Source organism: Vibrio sp. MMH1-50 (assembly GCF_022347645.1).
Taxonomy (GTDB): Bacteria; Pseudomonadota; Gammaproteobacteria; order Enterobacterales; family Vibrionaceae; genus Vibrio; species Vibrio harveyi.
The window spans coordinates 1-16,821 of record NZ_JAKRGG010000036.1 but is presented as its reverse complement, the minus strand read 5'-3'; the positions used below and the strand labels follow the sequence as shown (position 1 = coordinate 16,821).

Annotated in this window: 13 protein-coding genes and 1 pseudogene; 4 read left to right on the top strand and 10 right to left on the bottom strand. The window is 45.5% G+C overall.

From position 1 onward, the window contains the following. Positions 1-249: 249 nt before the first annotated feature. From MHO32_RS20435 to argC, 3 genes are all read right to left on the bottom strand, one after another. Positions 250-1,464, bottom strand: a complete 1,215-nt coding sequence (locus MHO32_RS20435) for an argininosuccinate synthase (protein ID WP_061065413.1) — start codon at positions 1,462-1,464, stop codon at positions 250-252. A 90-nt stretch (positions 1,465-1,554) separates the two neighbouring features. Then, a complete protein-coding gene (gene argB, locus MHO32_RS20430; RefSeq protein WP_017819673.1) occupies positions 1,555-2,346 on the bottom strand; it encodes an acetylglutamate kinase in 792 nt (263 codons plus the stop codon). Positions 2,347-2,367: 21 nt separating this feature from the next. After that, the gene (gene argC / locus MHO32_RS20425; RefSeq protein WP_101961067.1) at positions 2,368-3,372 is read right to left on the bottom strand and encodes an N-acetyl-gamma-glutamyl-phosphate reductase; all 1,005 of its coding nucleotides are present in this window, start codon (positions 3,370-3,372) and stop codon (positions 2,368-2,370) included. Positions 3,373-3,516: 144 nt separating this feature from the next. Here argC and argE point away from each other — a divergent pair, with 144 nt between their 5' ends. The 3 genes from argE to MHO32_RS20410 all read left to right on the top strand — a co-directional run bounded on the left by argE (position 3,517) and on the right by MHO32_RS20410 (position 8,543). Beyond that, positions 3,517-4,653 (top strand): acetylornithine deacetylase, encoded by a 1,137-nt coding sequence (argE, locus tag MHO32_RS20420; protein ID WP_017190923.1) that lies wholly within the window; start codon positions 3,517-3,519, stop codon positions 4,651-4,653. A gap of 278 nt (positions 4,654-4,931) precedes the next feature. Beyond that, positions 4,932-7,565 (top strand): phosphoenolpyruvate carboxylase, encoded by a 2,634-nt coding sequence (gene ppc, locus MHO32_RS20415; RefSeq protein WP_005451479.1) that lies wholly within the window; start codon positions 4,932-4,934, stop codon positions 7,563-7,565. A 438-nt stretch (positions 7,566-8,003) separates the two neighbouring features. Beyond that, positions 8,004-8,543, top strand: a complete 540-nt coding sequence (locus MHO32_RS20410) for a PadR family transcriptional regulator (protein ID WP_005451477.1) — start codon at positions 8,004-8,006, stop codon at positions 8,541-8,543. A gap of 70 nt (positions 8,544-8,613) precedes the next feature. On the opposite strand, the gene metF is transcribed toward MHO32_RS20410, so the two are convergent. The 3 genes from metF to MHO32_RS20395 form a co-directional block, all read right to left on the bottom strand. Continuing rightward, on the bottom strand, positions 8,614-9,516 hold the full coding sequence (gene metF / locus MHO32_RS20405) for a methylenetetrahydrofolate reductase (RefSeq protein ID WP_005432740.1): 903 nt from the start codon (positions 9,514-9,516) through the stop codon (positions 8,614-8,616). Between the two features lie 272 nt (positions 9,517-9,788). Beyond that, positions 9,789-12,197 (bottom strand): bifunctional aspartate kinase/homoserine dehydrogenase II, encoded by a 2,409-nt coding sequence (locus tag MHO32_RS20400; protein ID WP_053052384.1) that lies wholly within the window; start codon positions 12,195-12,197, stop codon positions 9,789-9,791. Positions 12,198-12,214: 17 nt separating this feature from the next. Then, positions 12,215-13,375 (bottom strand): O-succinylhomoserine (thiol)-lyase, encoded by a 1,161-nt coding sequence (locus MHO32_RS20395; protein ID WP_038898118.1) that lies wholly within the window; start codon positions 13,373-13,375, stop codon positions 12,215-12,217. 229 nt (positions 13,376-13,604) lie between these two features. Between MHO32_RS20395 and metJ the strand changes: the two genes are divergently transcribed. Further along, positions 13,605-13,925 carry a met regulon transcriptional regulator MetJ gene (metJ, locus tag MHO32_RS20390; RefSeq protein WP_005432736.1) on the top strand — a complete coding sequence of 107 codons (321 nt, stop codon included), beginning with the start codon at positions 13,605-13,607 and terminating at the stop codon, positions 13,923-13,925. Between the two features lie 110 nt (positions 13,926-14,035). On the opposite strand, the gene MHO32_RS20385 is transcribed toward metJ, so the two are convergent. The 4 genes and pseudogenes from MHO32_RS20385 to MHO32_RS20370 all read right to left on the bottom strand — a co-directional run. Continuing rightward, positions 14,036-15,313, bottom strand: coding sequence for a malic enzyme-like NAD(P)-binding protein (locus MHO32_RS20385; RefSeq protein WP_199483042.1), 1,278 nt, complete (start codon positions 15,311-15,313; stop codon positions 14,036-14,038). Between the two features lie 209 nt (positions 15,314-15,522). Next, positions 15,523-15,999: a bacterioferritin gene (gene bfr / locus MHO32_RS20380; protein WP_005381359.1), complete on the bottom strand. Its 477-nt coding sequence runs from the start codon at positions 15,997-15,999 to the stop codon at positions 15,523-15,525. Positions 16,000-16,073: 74 nt separating this feature from the next. Then, on the bottom strand, positions 16,074-16,262 hold the full coding sequence (locus MHO32_RS20375) for a (2Fe-2S)-binding protein (RefSeq protein ID WP_005451472.1): 189 nt from the start codon (positions 16,260-16,262) through the stop codon (positions 16,074-16,076). 336 nt (positions 16,263-16,598) lie between these two features. Then, positions 16,599-16,821 (bottom strand): annotated as a pseudogene (locus MHO32_RS20370) (elongation factor Tu); the annotation flags it as partial.

Here is a 16,821-nt window from a genome sequence, read left to right as displayed (position 1 = left end):
GCGTCTCTCCTGATGACTATTGCTTACGCTAACGTGTTATTCATTAAGTGTTGACCAAATCGGTGGTCATTTGCTCACTTTTTCTTATGCCTCAACGTTACGATAATCGTAGATAAAAATAAAGTAGAAATTCAATATTTTTACATATTTATTCATGACTATTTTATCTTTATGCCAATAAGGTCAGCAAAAACCAAAAAGACCTGCCAATAGTGGCAGGTCTCTTATCTTATAAGACGTTAAATTGGCTTATTTTTTCTGGCTGTTCAGCGCACGGATACGGCTTGATAGTGAGTAAAGACGGATAAAGCCTTCAGCATGGCTTTGGTCATAAACTTCATCTTCACCAAAAGTAGCAAACTCTTCAGAGTACAAACTGTTATCCGAACGTTTTTGCGTTACCGTTGCGTGACCTTTGTAAAGCTTCACAACCACTTCGCCATTCACGTCTTGCGCGAGCTCTTCAGAAGCCGCAAGAATAGACTTGCATAGCGGCGTGAACCAACGACCATCATAAACAAGGTGTGATGCTTTCAGACCAAGCTCCTCGCGGAATTCAAATGACGCTTTATCCAGCACCAGTTGCTCTACCGCACGCAGTGCTTCCATCATGATGGTGCCCCCCGGAGTTTCGTAACAACCACGAGACTTCATTCCCACTAGACGGTTTTCGACAATATCGATACGACCAACACCGTGCTTCGCACCTTTTTCGTTTAGGTAAACCAACGCGTTATATGGTGTCATCGCTTCACCATCTACCTCAACAACTTCACCTTTCGCTACTTTTAGCGTCACGGTTTCTGCTTCATTCGGTGCTTGCTCTGGGTCTACAGTCCAAGCCCAGCAATCTTCATTTGGCGCGTTCCATGTATCTTCTAGAACGCCACCTTCAGTAGAAATGTGCCATGCGTTCGCATCACGCGAGTAAATCTTAGTAAGAGATGCTGAACAAGGAATGTTACGCTCTGCTAGGTAATCTAAGCACTCTTCACGGCTCACTAGATCCCATTCACGCCAAGGCGCAATAACATGCAGATCTGGTGCTAGTGCTGCAAATGCACCTTCAAAACGTACTTGGTCGTTACCCTTACCTGTACAGCCATGACACAGCGCGTCTGCGCCCACTTTACGTGCGACTTCAACCTGCGCTTTAGCAATAATTGGACGCGCCATTGATGTACCTAGTAGGTATTTACCTTCATAGTAAGCACCGGTTTTTAGTGTCGGGAAAATGTAGTCCGCGACCATTTCTTCTTTCAGGTCAGCGATGTAACACTCAGAAGCACCAGAAGCTTTTGCTTTTGCTTCAATGCCTTCTAGCTCTTCTGCACCTTGACCAACATCGGCAACGAAAGCCACCACTTCACAGTCGTAGTTCTCTTTTAGCCACGGGATGATTACTGAAGTATCTAGACCGCCTGAGTATGCGACTACCACTTTATTTACGTTCACTTTGCTCATGTTTTTTCTCCAAACTTAACTGGCGCTGCTCTCGGCGGTCAGTGCCAACCACTTCCTAATGTTGAATTCTTTAACTGTTTTGCTTCTGCTTTATTGCGGCAGAAACTGCGTTCCAATACTTTCACCCGCGAATAGCTGGGTCAGTTTCTCTGGGTAACGCCATGTCGCGACTTCGATAGGACGACCAAGATCATTGGCAGCCTCCAAAGCGGCTTTAACTTTGACGATCATACCGTCGGTGATCACTTGCCCTTTGATCAATGCATCGGCTTCTTGCTCGGATAGCGTTTTGATCAGGTGACCTTTGCCATCGAGTACACCGCTAACATCAGACAGAAGTACTAACTCCGCATCTAACGCACCGGCCACTGCAACAGCGGCTTGGTCAGCATTCACATTCATCATCTGACCTTTTTCAGTCAGACCAATTGAGCTGATGATCGGCAATGCGTCTGCGTTTAGCACCGCTTGTAATAGGGTTGAATCACCCGGTGATGCTTTACCTACTGCGCCTAGCTCTGGGGCCAGCTCTTCAACATGACATAGCCCACCATCAGCGAGACTAAGACCTACAGCGTTTAGACCATCCGCAATCGCTTGACCTTGAAGCAATTTGTTTGCTGTACCCGCAAGCGCACCTGCAATCACAGGAATTTGCTCATAAGGCGTTACGCGAAGACCGTTTTTCTTTACGGTTTCAAGCTGAAGCTTTGCCATCAATTCATCAACTAGGTAGCCACCGCCATGAACGATGGCGATTTGTCGCTGTGCCGACTTTTGGTAAGCCGCAATGGCACCAAACAGTTGGCTTAAGGTTTGAGTGCAAGATAGGGCTGCACCACCGAGCTTAATGACTAAAGGAGCTTGATTGGTTTGCGTCATCGCATTTCCCTCTTTCAACGACTACAGCAACGCTGTCAGTTCTGGGTAACCGTAATGAATATTGAGACATTGCATCGCTTGACTCGATGCACCTTTAAGTAGGTTGTCGATCGCCGAAATCACAATGATGTGTTCGCCTTGTACCTTCCAGCCGATATCACAAAAAGGCGTATTTTCGACATCCTGAATACGTGGAATACCGTCACCTTTAAGGCGAACCGCTGGCTTGCCTTGGTAAGCTTGTTCAAACGCTTGTACCACTTGTGCTTCCGTCACACCTTGTGCCAATTTCATCGTGATAGTGGCAAGAATGCCGCGTTTGAAGTTGCCTAGGTGTGGAGTAAAAATCACATCGCAACCTAAATGCTGAGCAATCTCTGGTTGATGACGATGGTTAAAGACACCGTAAGGTTGCAAGCTCACTTCGCAGAAGCTGTTAACCATGGAAGCTTTACGCCCTGCACCTGATACACCACTGGTTGCGTTAATCACAGGCCATTGGTTGGTATCCAGTAATGCGTGTTCTAATAAAGGTTTGATTGCAAGCTGTGAAGCGGTTGGGTAGCAACCTGCCACTGCAATCAAAGGAGTGGTTTTTATTGATTCTTGGTTCCACTCTGCTAAGCCGTATGCTGCTTTATCTAGCCAGTTGTTATATTGATGTTCGAAGCCATAAAAGGTGTCGTAGAAGCCTTCGCTTTTCACACGAAATGCACCAGATAAATCGAATACCTGACATCCCGCCTCTAAGAAGATAGGAGCTAAGTCATGGCTCACTTCATGTGCCGTTGCCAGAAAGACCACATCAGACACTTGAGCAACTTGCTCAGGGTCAGTCAGTGGTGAAACTGGCATATCAATCACATCCGCTAGCTTGCCGTGCAATTGAGCAATATTCTTTCCTGCATCTACGCTATTGGCGGAAACGTATAAACCTGATAGCGTGAGTTCAGGGTGTTTGTTGACCATTAAAGCCAACTCTGCGCCGGTGTAGCCGCTGGCTCCGATAATCGTGGTTTTTAGCATTACATGACATCCATATACTTAAGGCTCAAAATGACTATTCATATTTAATTTTTGCTTTATTTTGATTTTTTATTCATTAAATATGATTTAATATGTGTTTTACATTTTTGTGCTCTGTCTGTCAATAGGAGAATTGAAGAATCCATGCAATTACCAAGTTTTCTAGAGGTCTATGAAGGACTGATCAGTACCTCTTCGATCAGCTCAACCGATCCAAGTTGGGATCAAGGCAATGCCAAAGTGATCGAGAAGCTAGCTTCTTGGTTTAAAGATCTTGGCTTCAGTGTTGAAGTGATCGAAGTGGAGCCAGGCAAACACAATATGATTGCACGTATGGGTGAAGGTGAAGGCGGTCTACTTCTCGCAGGTCACAGCGACACAGTGCCATTTGATGAAGGACGTTGGAGTTTTGACCCACATAAGCTGACCGAAAAAGACAACCGCTTTTACGGTTTGGGTACTGCTGATATGAAAGGCTTCTTTGCCTTTATTTATGAAGCGGTAAAGAAAATCGACTGGAGTAAGCAAACCAAGCCGCTTTATGTATTGGCGACCTGTGATGAAGAAACCACCATGCTAGGTGCCCGTCATTTCACTGAGAATGCGCCTTTTAAGCCGGATTACTGCATCATTGGCGAACCCACCAGCCTCGTACCAATTCGAGGTCATAAAGGGCATGTGGCAAATGCCATTCGCGTAACAGGCAAGTCCGGTCATTCGTCTGATCCTGCGCTCGGCGTCAACGCAATTGAAATAATGCATGAAGTCATGTTTGCCATGATGCAACTGCGCGACAAATTGGTTAAAGAGTATCACCATCCGGGTTTTGCTATTCCAAGCCCTACCCTAAACCTTGGTCATATCCATGGTGGTGACAGCGCAAACCGTATTTGCGGTTGCTGTGAACTGCATTATGACGTTCGTCCTCTTCCTGGTATTAGCCTTGATGGTTTAGAGAACATGCTGCGCGGAGCATTGAAAGAAGTCGAGGCGAAATGGCCAGGGCGATTAGAAATTATTCCCTTGCACGAGCCAATTCCGGGTTACGAATGTCAACACGATCACCCATTTATTGGTGGTGTTGAAGAGATCTGTCAAACCAGCTCAGAAACCGTCAACTACTGTACTGAAGCGCCATTTCTGCAGCAACTGTGTCCAACCTTAGTTCTAGGTCCCGGTTCAATTGATCAAGCTCATCAACCAGATGAGTTCCTCTCTTTCGACTTTATCGACCCAACCATCGACGTGTTATCACGTGCGATGGTGAAATATTGTTGTTAGTCGCATTCTGTACTTTCCTCACAATGCAGCTCGATTGAGCTGCATTTTGTTATCTTCGCCACTATTCTTCTAGCACGCTATATCCTTCTTTAAGCGGCAATTTTGTAATTAATTTTCACTTCGAGTGGCATAAGCTGACCTAATTTTGCTCTAAATCAGGTCAGCAGCGGAATAATTGCAAACTTACTCTGCTTTATTTGACTAGAACTGGTTATTTTCGCTAGATTGGGGTCTTAACAAGGACAATGGATGTAGTTTTTTTACGAGGCAGGATGACAATGAACGAGAAATACGCCGCACTTAAAAGCAATGTGCGCATGTTGGGCCACCTTCTGGGTAACACGATTCGTGATGCTCATGGCGAAGAAATCTTCGAGAAAGTGGAAACCATTCGTAAATTATCCAAATCGGCTCAAGCTGGAAATAACGCTGACAGAGAAAGCTTAATAGAAGAAATTAAAAGCTTACCAGATGAGCAATTGACGCCAGTGACCCGCGCGTTCAACCAATTTCTAAACCTGACCAATATTGCTGAGCAATACCACACCATTTCACGCCATTGTGAAGAGCATATCTGCGAACCTGACGCAATTAATTCGCTGTTCTCAAAACTAGTGCAAAATGATGTGAGTAAGCTAGACACGGCACAAGCGGTTCGCGATCTGAACATTGAGTTAGTTCTGACTGCGCACCCAACCGAAATCACTCGTCGCACTATGATCAACAAGCTTGTAAAGATCAACGAGTGTCTATCTAAGCTAGAGCTGAGCGACCTCTCTTTCAAAGAGCGTAAGAAAACTGAACGCCGTCTTGAGCAGCTGATCGTTCAAAGCTGGCACTCTGACGTTATTCGTCAACAGCGCCCGACACCGCTTGATGAAGCCAAATGGGGCTTTGCTGTAGTAGAAAACTCACTATGGGAAGCCGTACCTGACTTCTTACGTGAAATGAACGACCGTCTAAAATCATACCTTGGCGAAGGTCTACCGATTGATGCTCGCCCTGTGCACTTCTCATCTTGGATGGGTGGTGACCGCGACGGTAACCCATTTGTAACTCACAGCGTAACTCGTGAAGTACTGCTTCTGTCTCGTTGGAAAGCGGCAGACCTATACCTCAACGACATCAACGAACTGATCAGCGAACTGTCAATGACAGTGTGTAACGACAAAGTTCGAGAGCTTGCGGGTGAAGATCAACACGAACCATACCGTGCGATCCTTAAACAGCTACGTTCGCTACTGAACGAAACAAAAGACATTCTCGACGCAAAAGTTCACGGTCAGAAACTGGCAGTCAAAGCGCCGCTACAAAAAGTAGAGCAGCTTTGGGAACCACTTTACGCGTGTTACCAATCACTAAACGAATGTGGCATGGGCGTGATTGCTAACGGCTCACTGCTGGATACGCTGCGCCGCGTTAAAGCATTCGGTATCCACCTAGTTCGTCTCGATATCCGTCAAGAAAGTACGCGTCATGCCGACGTTCTATCTGAACTGACTCGTTACCTAGGTATTGGTGACTACGAACAGTGGAGCGAGCAAGATAAGGTAGCTTTCCTAACTAACGAACTCGCATCTAAGCGCCCTCTTCTGCCTCGTGACTGGGAACCATCGGAACCAGTTAAAGAGGTTTTGGATACCTGTAAGATTGTTGCAGCACAACCTCGCGAAGCATTCGGTGCTTACGTTATCTCAATGGCGCGTACCGCTTCTGACGTACTTGCCGTACACCTACTACTTCAAGAAGCAGGTTGCCCTTACCGCATGGACGTGTGTCCTCTGTTCGAAACCCTAGACGATTTGAACAACGCGGAAGCGGTAATCAAACAGCTGATGGGCATCGACCTATACCGCGGCTTTATCCAAAACCACCAAATGGTGATGATCGGCTACTCTGACTCTGCAAAAGATGCGGGCGTAATGTCAGCAGGCTGGGCGCAATACCATGCGATGGACTCACTGGTTAAGGTTGCAGAAGAAGAAGGCGTAGAACTCACACTATTCCACGGTCGTGGCGGTACGATTGGTCGTGGTGGTGCACCTGCTCATGCAGCACTACTGTCTCAACCACCTAAGAGTCTAAAAGGTGGTCTGCGTGTAACAGAGCAAGGCGAAATGATCCGCTTTAAGTTGGGTCTACCTGATGTAGCAGTTAATAGCTTCAACCTGTACGCTAGTGCAATCCTTGAAGCAAACCTACTGCCACCACCAGAGCCTAAGCAAGAGTGGCGTGACCTAATGGACGTGCTGTCTGAAGTAAGCTGTGAAGCCTACCGTAGCGTCGTTCGTGGCGAACCAGACTTCGTGCCTTACTTCCGCCAAGCAACACCTGAGCTTGAGCTAGGTAAACTGCCTCTAGGCTCTCGCCCTGCAAAACGTAATCCAAACGGTGGCGTAGAAAGCTTGCGTGCGATTCCATGGATCTTCTCTTGGAGCCAAAACCGCTTGGTTCTACCTGCATGGCTAGGTGCTGGTGAAGCAATTCAATACTCGGTAGACAAAGGTCATCAAGCGCTACTGGAAGAGATGTGTCGTGAATGGCCGTTCTTCTCTACTCGTCTAGGTATGCTTGAGATGGTGTACACCAAGTGCAACATGGAAATCTCGCGTTACTATGATCAACGCCTAGTTGAGAATCAACTTCTACCATTAGGTGATCGACTACGTGAGCAACTCCAGCGTGATATCAAGTCGGTACTAAACGTAGAGAACAACGAGAACCTAATGCAAAGCGACCCTTGGGGTCTAGAATCTATTCGCCTACGTAACATCTACGTTGAGCCATTGAACATGCTTCAAGCCGAGTTGCTATACCGAACTCGTCAAACTGAAGAAGCTTCTGCCAATTTAGAAGAAGCATTGATGGTGACGATTGCAGGTATTGCAGCAGGCATGCGTAATACAGGTTAATCTGATTACATAAAGTTGACTAAAAGGCTGAGCGAAATCTCAGCCTTTATTGTTATTTACTAATCACTTCCACTATTCGAACAATACCGACCTAGATTATTAATCCAAATAGAAAACAAAAAGTCTCTACAAAACAAGATATTTCACTACCAAAAAACACTATTGAGTATTTTATTAGTTTTTTTGGGTAATTTTGTCCTACTATTCCACTTCATGCTTATTATTTATATACTACTTGCCTGCTGGAAGCTCACAAGTCCAATCAAATAGGCTCCAGCTCGGTGGAAACACCATCACTCTAGGTGATAAACGGCTTTAAGGTGACAGGACCAACATTGTTGGTGCTATCTACACATAAAAAACTCAAGCGTCATTAAGAACGCAAATGAAAGTGTAGCTAGCTTGTTTACAAGTTTATTGACCATTTGGATTGAAGACATGTCATTACCACACGTAATTCTAACTGTACTTAGCACTCGCGACGCTACCGGTTACGACATCACTAAAGAATTCTCAGCTAGCATCGGTTACTTCTGGAAAGCAAGCCATCAACAAGTTTATCGTGAACTTAACAAGATGGCTGAGAAAGAGCTGGTTACTTGCGTACTAGAACCTCAAGAAGGCAAACCAGATCGTAAGGTTTACTCAATCACTGACGCAGGTCGTAGCGCATTGGGCGAGTGGTTCGATCAACCAACTGCACACCCAACTGTACGTGACGAATTCTCTGCTAAGCTAATGGCTTGTGCCGTGCAGCCAGCAGCACCGTACCGTGACCAGCTTTCTGAACTTGTAGAAGAGTCTCGTAAGCTCGTTTCTCACTACAAAGAAATCGAAGCAGCGTACTACGCAACGCCATCAACACTAGACAAGCAAGCACGTCTAGAGCGTCTAACACTTCGTCGTAACCTAATGCTACGTGAAGCTTGGATTAACTGGGCAGAAGAAGTACTAACAGAACTTGAAGTGATCGGCTAATTCGTCACTTAAAATGAAACGAAAAAGGCTTGCCGATGGGCAAGCCTTTTGTCTATCTGGGGAAGGCGCATTAAGCCCCTACGGCAACTTGTGGACGCACACCTAGAGTGTGGCAAAGCGCATAAGTCATCTCTGCACGGTTCAGTGTATAAAAGTGGAAATCTTTCACACCTTCGCGGCTTAATACACGTACCATATCAATTGCTTGGCTTGCACCAACCAGCTGACGCGTCACGGGATCATCATCCAAACCTTCAAACTGCTTGCTCATCCAACCTGGTACTTTCACATTATTCTGCGCCGCAAAGCGAGATGCTTGTTTGAAGTTCGATACTGGCAAGATACCCGGCACAATTTCGACATCAATACCAGCCGCTACACAACGGTCACGGAAGCGCAGGTAAGACTCCACATCAAAGAAGAACTGAGTAATCGCGCGGTTTGCACCTGCGTCAACTTTACGCTTTAGATTCAGCAGATCCGATTGAGCACTTTTCGCTTCAGGGTGAACTTCTGGGAATGCCGCTACTGAGATATCGAAATCGTGACGCGCTTTAAGCAGTTCTACCAAATCCGATGCATACATATCTGGCGCACCACCACCCGGTGGAATATCACCACGTAGCGCTACGATGTTTTTGATACCGTTATTCCAGTAATCGTCAGCAATGTCGATCAATTCATCACGAGTTGCGTCGATACACGTTAGGTGAGGCGCAGCCACAAGACCTGTTGCCGCTTTGATTTCTTTAATGATCGAGTGGGTTCTGTCACGCTCACCTGAGTTTGCGCCGTATGTGACAGAAACGAATTTTGGTTGAAGAGTTTTAAGACGATGCACTGAGTTCCACAGTGTTTCTTCCATCTTCTCACTGCTTGGTGGAAAAAACTCAAATGAGACGTTGATGTTGTCTGATAGTTCAGCGATATTCTGGTTTAAGGCATCGATGTGCCCTGCATGCGTGTATCCCATCTTACTCTCCCTGTGGCAACTCCACCACGAAATCAAAATTCCTCAAATCGACGTTTAGACGTCTATATGTCTACAGAATGTATTGAATGCGATTTAATGTCAACCTTGTGATTATGAATTTTTCTCAAGTTCATAATGAGGATAGTTCAAGTTCCTTTATGACCAATTCCTAGCCGAACTTCCCAATTCAGTATGGCATTATCTAAATAATAAAAAACCCCGGAGATAGTCCGAGGTTTTGTTGTCGTTCGCAAAAATTGGTTCGGTGAAATTTAAAACAAACCAGCTAGGCGATTAAGGTCAGATTGAATCGCACCAGCCGTGACTTCACGACCAGCACCTGGACCTCGAATAACCAATGGATTGTCTTTGTACCACTTACTCTCAATAGCAAAGATATTGTCACACGGTAGTAAGTTTGCCAGTGCATGTTCACGTGATAATGCTTCAACACCCACCGTTGCTTTGCCATTACGCTCTAAACGCGCGACATAACGCAACACTTGGTCATTTTTCTGAGCCTTGGTTAGACGCTCTTGTAGAATCTCACTTAGAATATCACCTTGGTCAAAGAATGCGTCTAGACTCAGTTCTCGCAACTCTTCTGGTACAAGTGATTCCACTTTCACACTCTCTGGTTCAATACTCAAACCAGATTCACGAGCCAAGATAACCAACTTACGCATCACGTCAGAGCCATCTAAATCAGAGCGAGGGTCAGGCTCTGTCAAACCTTGTTGCCATGCCAAATCGACCAGTTCAGCAAACGGCACTGAGCCATCAAACTGCTGGAATAACCAAGATAGCGTACCGGAGAAAATACCCGATAGTGCGACGACATCATCACCGCTTTCACGCAAGTCTCGAACAGTATGGTTGATCGGTAACCCTGCACCAACCGTAGCGTTATAAAGCCAATGACGACCAATTTTAGCAAAGGCGTCTTGTACTTGGTGGTAATATTGACTGTCCGCCGAGCCTGCCACTTTGTTCGCTGAAATCAAGTGAATACCTTGCTGCGCAATTTCCACATAACGTGTCGCCAACTCTTTACTCGCCGTGACATCAAGTACGACTGCTTCATCGAAGTTTTGTATCGCGCCGAGCTTCGTCAACCAGTTGCCATCATTCTCGATGCTTTCATCATCAAAGCGCTGAGCAACTGTTGCTGCATCAATCCCGTTTTCATCAAACCAATACGTTTGACTATCAACAACCGCTACTAAATCAAAGCTCATACCATGGCGTTTTTCGAGCTCTTCTTTTTGCTCTGCAAACAGCGATAACCAACTTGAGCCAATGTTACCTTTACCACACAACGCAACCGCTACACGCTTTTGCGCTTGAAACAACTGACTATGAATGCGTTGTACCAACTCTTCGACTTCTGCACGGCGTAGTACTGCTACCAAGCTCAAACCTGATTCCGTCTCTGAAATAAACTCAACAGGCGCATGCTTAAGTTGTTGATAGAAGCCAAAACAGTGATTTGCATTTTTCGTCACTCCGGCACCAACAGCCGCTAAAAGTGAGTAACCCTCTTTAAGCTTGATTTCTGCTTCAACGGCTAACTCTTGTAGATAAGTTAATGCACCGCCAGCAATCTCTGCGGTATACGCCAAACGCAAAGTTTGCTGATCTTGTTGTGCTTCAAATGCTAATGGTTCCAATTGAGCACGCTTTAAAGCTTGCAGAACTTCTTTCTGCGCTCGCTCAAAATCATGACCATGGATAAAAGACAGTTGAACCAACAACACTTCATCAAGAGACGTAATAATTTTAGCACCGCGACCTGAAGCCAATACGCGCTCAATACGCGTTGAGCCTGATTCAGGTTGATAGCTGCATTTGAGGCTCAAATCCATCGTGCTTTGAGCAACTGGCTGTAGCGTGCGACTGTGCAGCACTGGCGCAGCCAAACGCGCAAGTTCACTCGCCTCATCTAAACGCAGCAACGGCAACAAGCAAGCATCCGACACTAAACGTGGGTCTGCACTGTAAACGCCAGCAACATCACTCCAGATGGTCACTGTGTTTACCTCAGCCAATGCACCAATCACCGTTGCTGAATAGTCTGAGCCGTTACGCCCCAACAGTACTGTTTCACCCACTTCATTTTGCGCCATAAAGCCTGTAATGATGACACGCTTGTGGCTATGTTGAGTTAACGCCTCTTTGATGAGTGCATAAGAGCGAGCTCGGTCGACTTCTGGCTGCGTTCCAGCTTCTGCGCGTAAAAAAACGCGAGAATCTTGCGCTACCGCTGGAAGATCCTGTTGTGATAACAGTGCAGCCAGTAAGCGTGACGACCATACTTCACCATGCCCAAGCACTGCTGCTTTTTGCGCTTCCGTAAGTGGCGCAGTTAACTCAGCTAAGGTACTGAATTCATCTTGAAGAGAAGCAAGCACTTGCGTTTGCGCTTCTCCTTCTAATAAAGCTTCAACTAACTCCGTCTGGAACAGTCGCAAGTTTTGTAGCGCTTCGTGTGCGATGCGACCGTCTTTATCTAGCCCTTCTAAAAACTCGATCAAGCGGTTAGTGGTTTTCCCTGCAGCCGATACCACCACCAAATCATTTTCTGCTGAATACTCTTTAAGAATACCCACCACACGTTGGTAACATTCTGGGTTCGCTAAGCTGCTACCACCAAATTTATGCAGCTGACGTTGTACAGTCATGACCTTACCTCTCCCAATTACTGTGTAGCTTTCACAAATGCTTGCTCAAGATCAGCAATCAGATCTTGGGCATCTTCTAAGCCAACAGATAAGCGCAATAACTGTTGAGAAACACCAGCTTCAGCCAGAGCTTCTTCACCCATCGCACGATGCGTCATTGACGCAGGGTGACAAATCAAGCTTTCTACACCACCTAGCGACTCAGCAAGAGAGAAGAGTTCAAGTTCTTTAACAAACACTTTTAGCTGCTCAAATGAGCCAGCAAACTCAAAGCTCAGCATCGAACCAAAACCCGATTGTTGCTTCTTCGCGATGTCATGACCCGGATGCTCTGGCAAACTTGGATGATAAATCTTCGCCACCAAAGATTGCGTTTGCAAATACGCCAACACTTGCTGAGAGCTTTCTTCATGAACTCGCATTCGCGCACCCAGCGTACGAATTCCTCGAAGAGTCATGTAACTGTCGAATGGCGTACCCGTTGCACCAATGCAGTTACCCCACCATGCTAACTCTTCAGCATGCTCTTCGCTCTTAGTGATCACCACACCACCAATCACGTCAGAGTGACCATTAATGTATTTCGTTGTTGAGTGGATAACAAAATCCGCACCAAGCTCCAAAGGCTTTTGGTACACAGGTGTCAAAAAGGTATTGTCCACCGCAACTAAAGCGCCAACTTGTTTTGCCTTCTCACACACAGCCGCAATATCAACAACGCGTACGAGTGGGTTTGACGGAGTTTCTAACAAGATAAGCTTTGGCTTTTTCGCAATCGCCGCATCCAACGCTTGCTGATCCGACTGATCAACAAACTGCACTTTAAAGTCACCTTTGTTGGCGCGAGTATTGAACAGACGATACGTACCGCCGTAGCAATCATGCGGTGCAACAATTAAGTCATCAGGTCCAAGAAACGCCGATACCCAAAGGTTTAGTGCCGATGTGCCGCAGTTAGTGACAACCGCTCCTTTACCTGACTCAAGTTCGTACAATGCTTTTTCTAACAAGCCTCGGTTTGGGTTACCAGAACGTGTGTAATCGTATTGTGGAACTTCACCAAACGCGGGGAAGCCGTAGTTAGTAGAAAGGTAGATTGGTGGTACAACAGCGTGATATTGACTGTCTGACTCGATACCAGTGCGTACAGCAATGGTCGCAGGCTTACGGGTGCTCATGGGTGTATCCTTTCACGGGTGGTGACATCTAAATGGGAATGCGCTATATCTAGCTTGTATTGCTCAATTGATTAACACTCTTCCCTAACTATTAACCTCACTTTACTTGTCTAAAAATAAGACGTCAACACTTCTAGACGTCTATATGTCTTTGCTTATGGCAGTAAATGCAGCTAAAATCAGCACCTATATTTATTTTTCTAACTTATTACATTAATGAAGGTGCGCAATGGCTGACTGGAATGGCGAATACATTAGCCCGTATGCTGAGCACGGTAAAAAAAGCGAACAAGTAAAAAAGATTACCGTCTCTATCCCGCTAAAAGTTTTAAAAGTGCTGACTGATGAGCGAACTCGCCGCCAGATCAACAACTTACGCCATGCGACTAACAGTGAGCTACTATGTGAAGCATTCCTACATGCTTACACAGGGCAACCACTGCCAACTGATGAAGACCTTCGTAAAGACCGCCCAGATGATATTCCTACAGAAGCGAAAGCGCTGATGACGGCAATGGGCATCGAATTCGAAGCGTTTGACGAAGAATAATTGCTTACAAATTCGTCAACACGATGAGGCTGCACCGGGGACAGTTTCAAACCAAACGAAAAAGGGACGCCATCGCGTCCCTTTTCTTTGCTGTCAGAAATGACTTTGGCTTACTCCGCCATGTAGTTTTCTGGCATCTCAATACGCGCTACACCTGAATTAACCGCAGCTTGAGCAACCGCTTTTGCTACGCGTGGTAGTAGACGTGGATCCATTGGTTTTGGAATGATGTAATCAGAGCCAAACTCTAGCTTGTCTACGCCAGCTGCCTTCAATACAGCTTCTGGTACTGGCTCTTTTGCCAATTCACGAATCGCATCGACTGCCGCAAGCTTCATTTCATCATTAATTTCACTCGCACGAACGTCCAATGCACCACGGAAGATGAATGGGAAACACAGAACGTTGTTTACTTGGTTCGGGTAGTCGCTACGACCAGTGCCCATGATCAAGTCACCACGCACTTCGTGAGCCAATTCTGGTTTGATTTCTGGATCTGGGTTTGAACATGCGAACACAACAGGCTTATCTGCCATCAGCTTCAATGCTTCTGCAGGTAGTAAATTTGGACCTGATACACCCAAGAACAGATCCGCACCTTCAATCACATCTTCCAGCGTACGCTTATCTGTGTTGTTTGCGAATAACTGTTTGTATTCGTTTAGGTCGTCACGACGTGTATGGATCACCCCTTTACGATCCAGCATGTAGATCTTCTCACGCATTGCGCCACATTTGATCAACAGCTCCATACATGCCACTGCCGCAGCACCAGCACCAAGACAAACGATGGTTGATTCTTCTAGCTTCTTACCTTGCAACTCAATTGCGTTCAGCATACCCGCAGCCGTTACGATTGCAGTGCCGTGTTGGTCATCATGGAATACAGGTACATCACAGCGTTCGATAAGGCGCTTTTCAATCTCAAAACAATCAGGCGCTTTGATATCTTCTAGGTTAATACCACCGAAAGTATCTGCAATGTTTGCTACTGTGTCGACAAATTCGTCGATCGTGCGGTGTTTCACTTCGATATCAATTGAATCTAGACCAGCAAAGCGTTTGAACAACAGCGCTTTACCTTCCATTACTGGTTTAGAAGCTAGCGGACCAAGGTTACCAAGACCAAGAATAGCCGTGCCGTTAGAGATAACCGCAACCATGTTGCCTTTCGCCGTGTATTTGTACACATTGTCAGCATTTTGTGCGATTTCGCGTACAGGCTCTGCAACACCAGGGCTGTATGCCAGAGCAAGATCGTTAGCAGTTTCAGCTGGCTTAGTCAGCTCTACTGCGATTTTGCCTGGGGTTGGGTACGCATGGTAGTCCAATGCTTGTTGGCGGCGTTCTTCTTCTGGGGTGACTTCTTGGCGATTGTCTTCAGACATGGATCGTTTCTCTTTTGTTATTTTTTCGGTAAGGGGGAATAAATTCTAAAGGATAGAAGTCAATCTTCATAGGCAAGATTGCGAGCGATATCCTTAAAAAAGGTAATAATGTAAGAGATTAGACCAGATATCTATGATTGGCACCTGATAGACAGATCAGGTGCACTTTTAATCACTTTCTTTCAGCGAGAAAACAGCGAAATATAATCTCACTCTTCATCAACGTATTGCGCTTGTAGGTAGTTTTCGATACCAGACATTTCGATCAAGCCCAGTTGCGTTTCAAGCCAATCGACGTGCTCTTCTTCGTCTTCAAGAATATCTTGGAAGAGGTCGCGTGATACATAATCACGAATATCCTCCGCATAAGCGATCGCATCTTTTAGATCTGGGATTGCTGCCATTTCGAGCTTCAAATCGCACTCAAGCATTTCTTTGGTATCTTCCCCGATCATCAATTTACCGAGATCTTGCAAATTAGGTAAGCCTTCTAGAAACAGGATACGTTCGATTAGATGATCAGCGTGCTTCATTTCATCGATCGACTCGTGGTACTCCTTGTCGGCGAGGTGTTTTAAGCCCCAGTCCTTGTACATACGAGCATGCAGAAAATATTGATTGATAGCGACGAGCTCGTTGCCGAGCACTTTATTGAGATGTTGGATTATGATTGGATCGCCTTTCATGACAAAGCCCTCCTCTTTGGCTTCATTTAAATGTAGAAGCAAATGAGAAGGTGTCAAAAAGGCTTAGCTAATAATTAGCTAGCTTGTTTCAGTGTTAGGTATTCTGTTTCCGCTAAAATCTCTTTGGCTTGTTTAATGCACTTACCACATTGGCTGCCCAAAGCAGTACATCGTTTAATTCCTTTTATGTCTGTTACGCCTTCATCTATCGCCAACTTCCTAATTTTCTTGTCAGAGACACCATGGCAAAGACAAACGTACATATTCAAAACCTTTAAATTTCACTTTGGAATGAAATATAAACAAGAATCGTTCTTGTTACCAGTTGTATTAAGGTGAATTACAGAACGTTTTGTTATAACGGTCTGGACCGCTTTGGCATTTTTCAGTGACTTAGCGGATAGCTAAAAAGAAGAGAAAATCGAGCAGAGCTAAGATAATGTTTTTAAAAAACAAAAAGCATGACTAAGAGTGATGGGCTTATAACCATATTGAAAAGAAGAATTGTAGATATAAAAAAGGGAAGCCTCAGCTTCCCTTTTTCTAGCGCTTTCTTCAAAAAAAAGAAGAGTGCAAGATTACGATTAATTCAGTAAGAATTAGTCGAAGATCTTAGCAACAACACCAGCACCTACAGTACGACCACCTTCACGGATAGCGAAACGTAGACCTTCGTCCATAGCGATTGGAGCGATTAGCTCAACTTGCATTTGGATGTTGTCGCCTGGCATTACCATTTCTACGCCTTCTGGTAGAGAGATGTCACCAGTTACGTCAGTTGTACGGAAGTAGAACTGTGGACGGTAGCCTTTGAAGAATGGA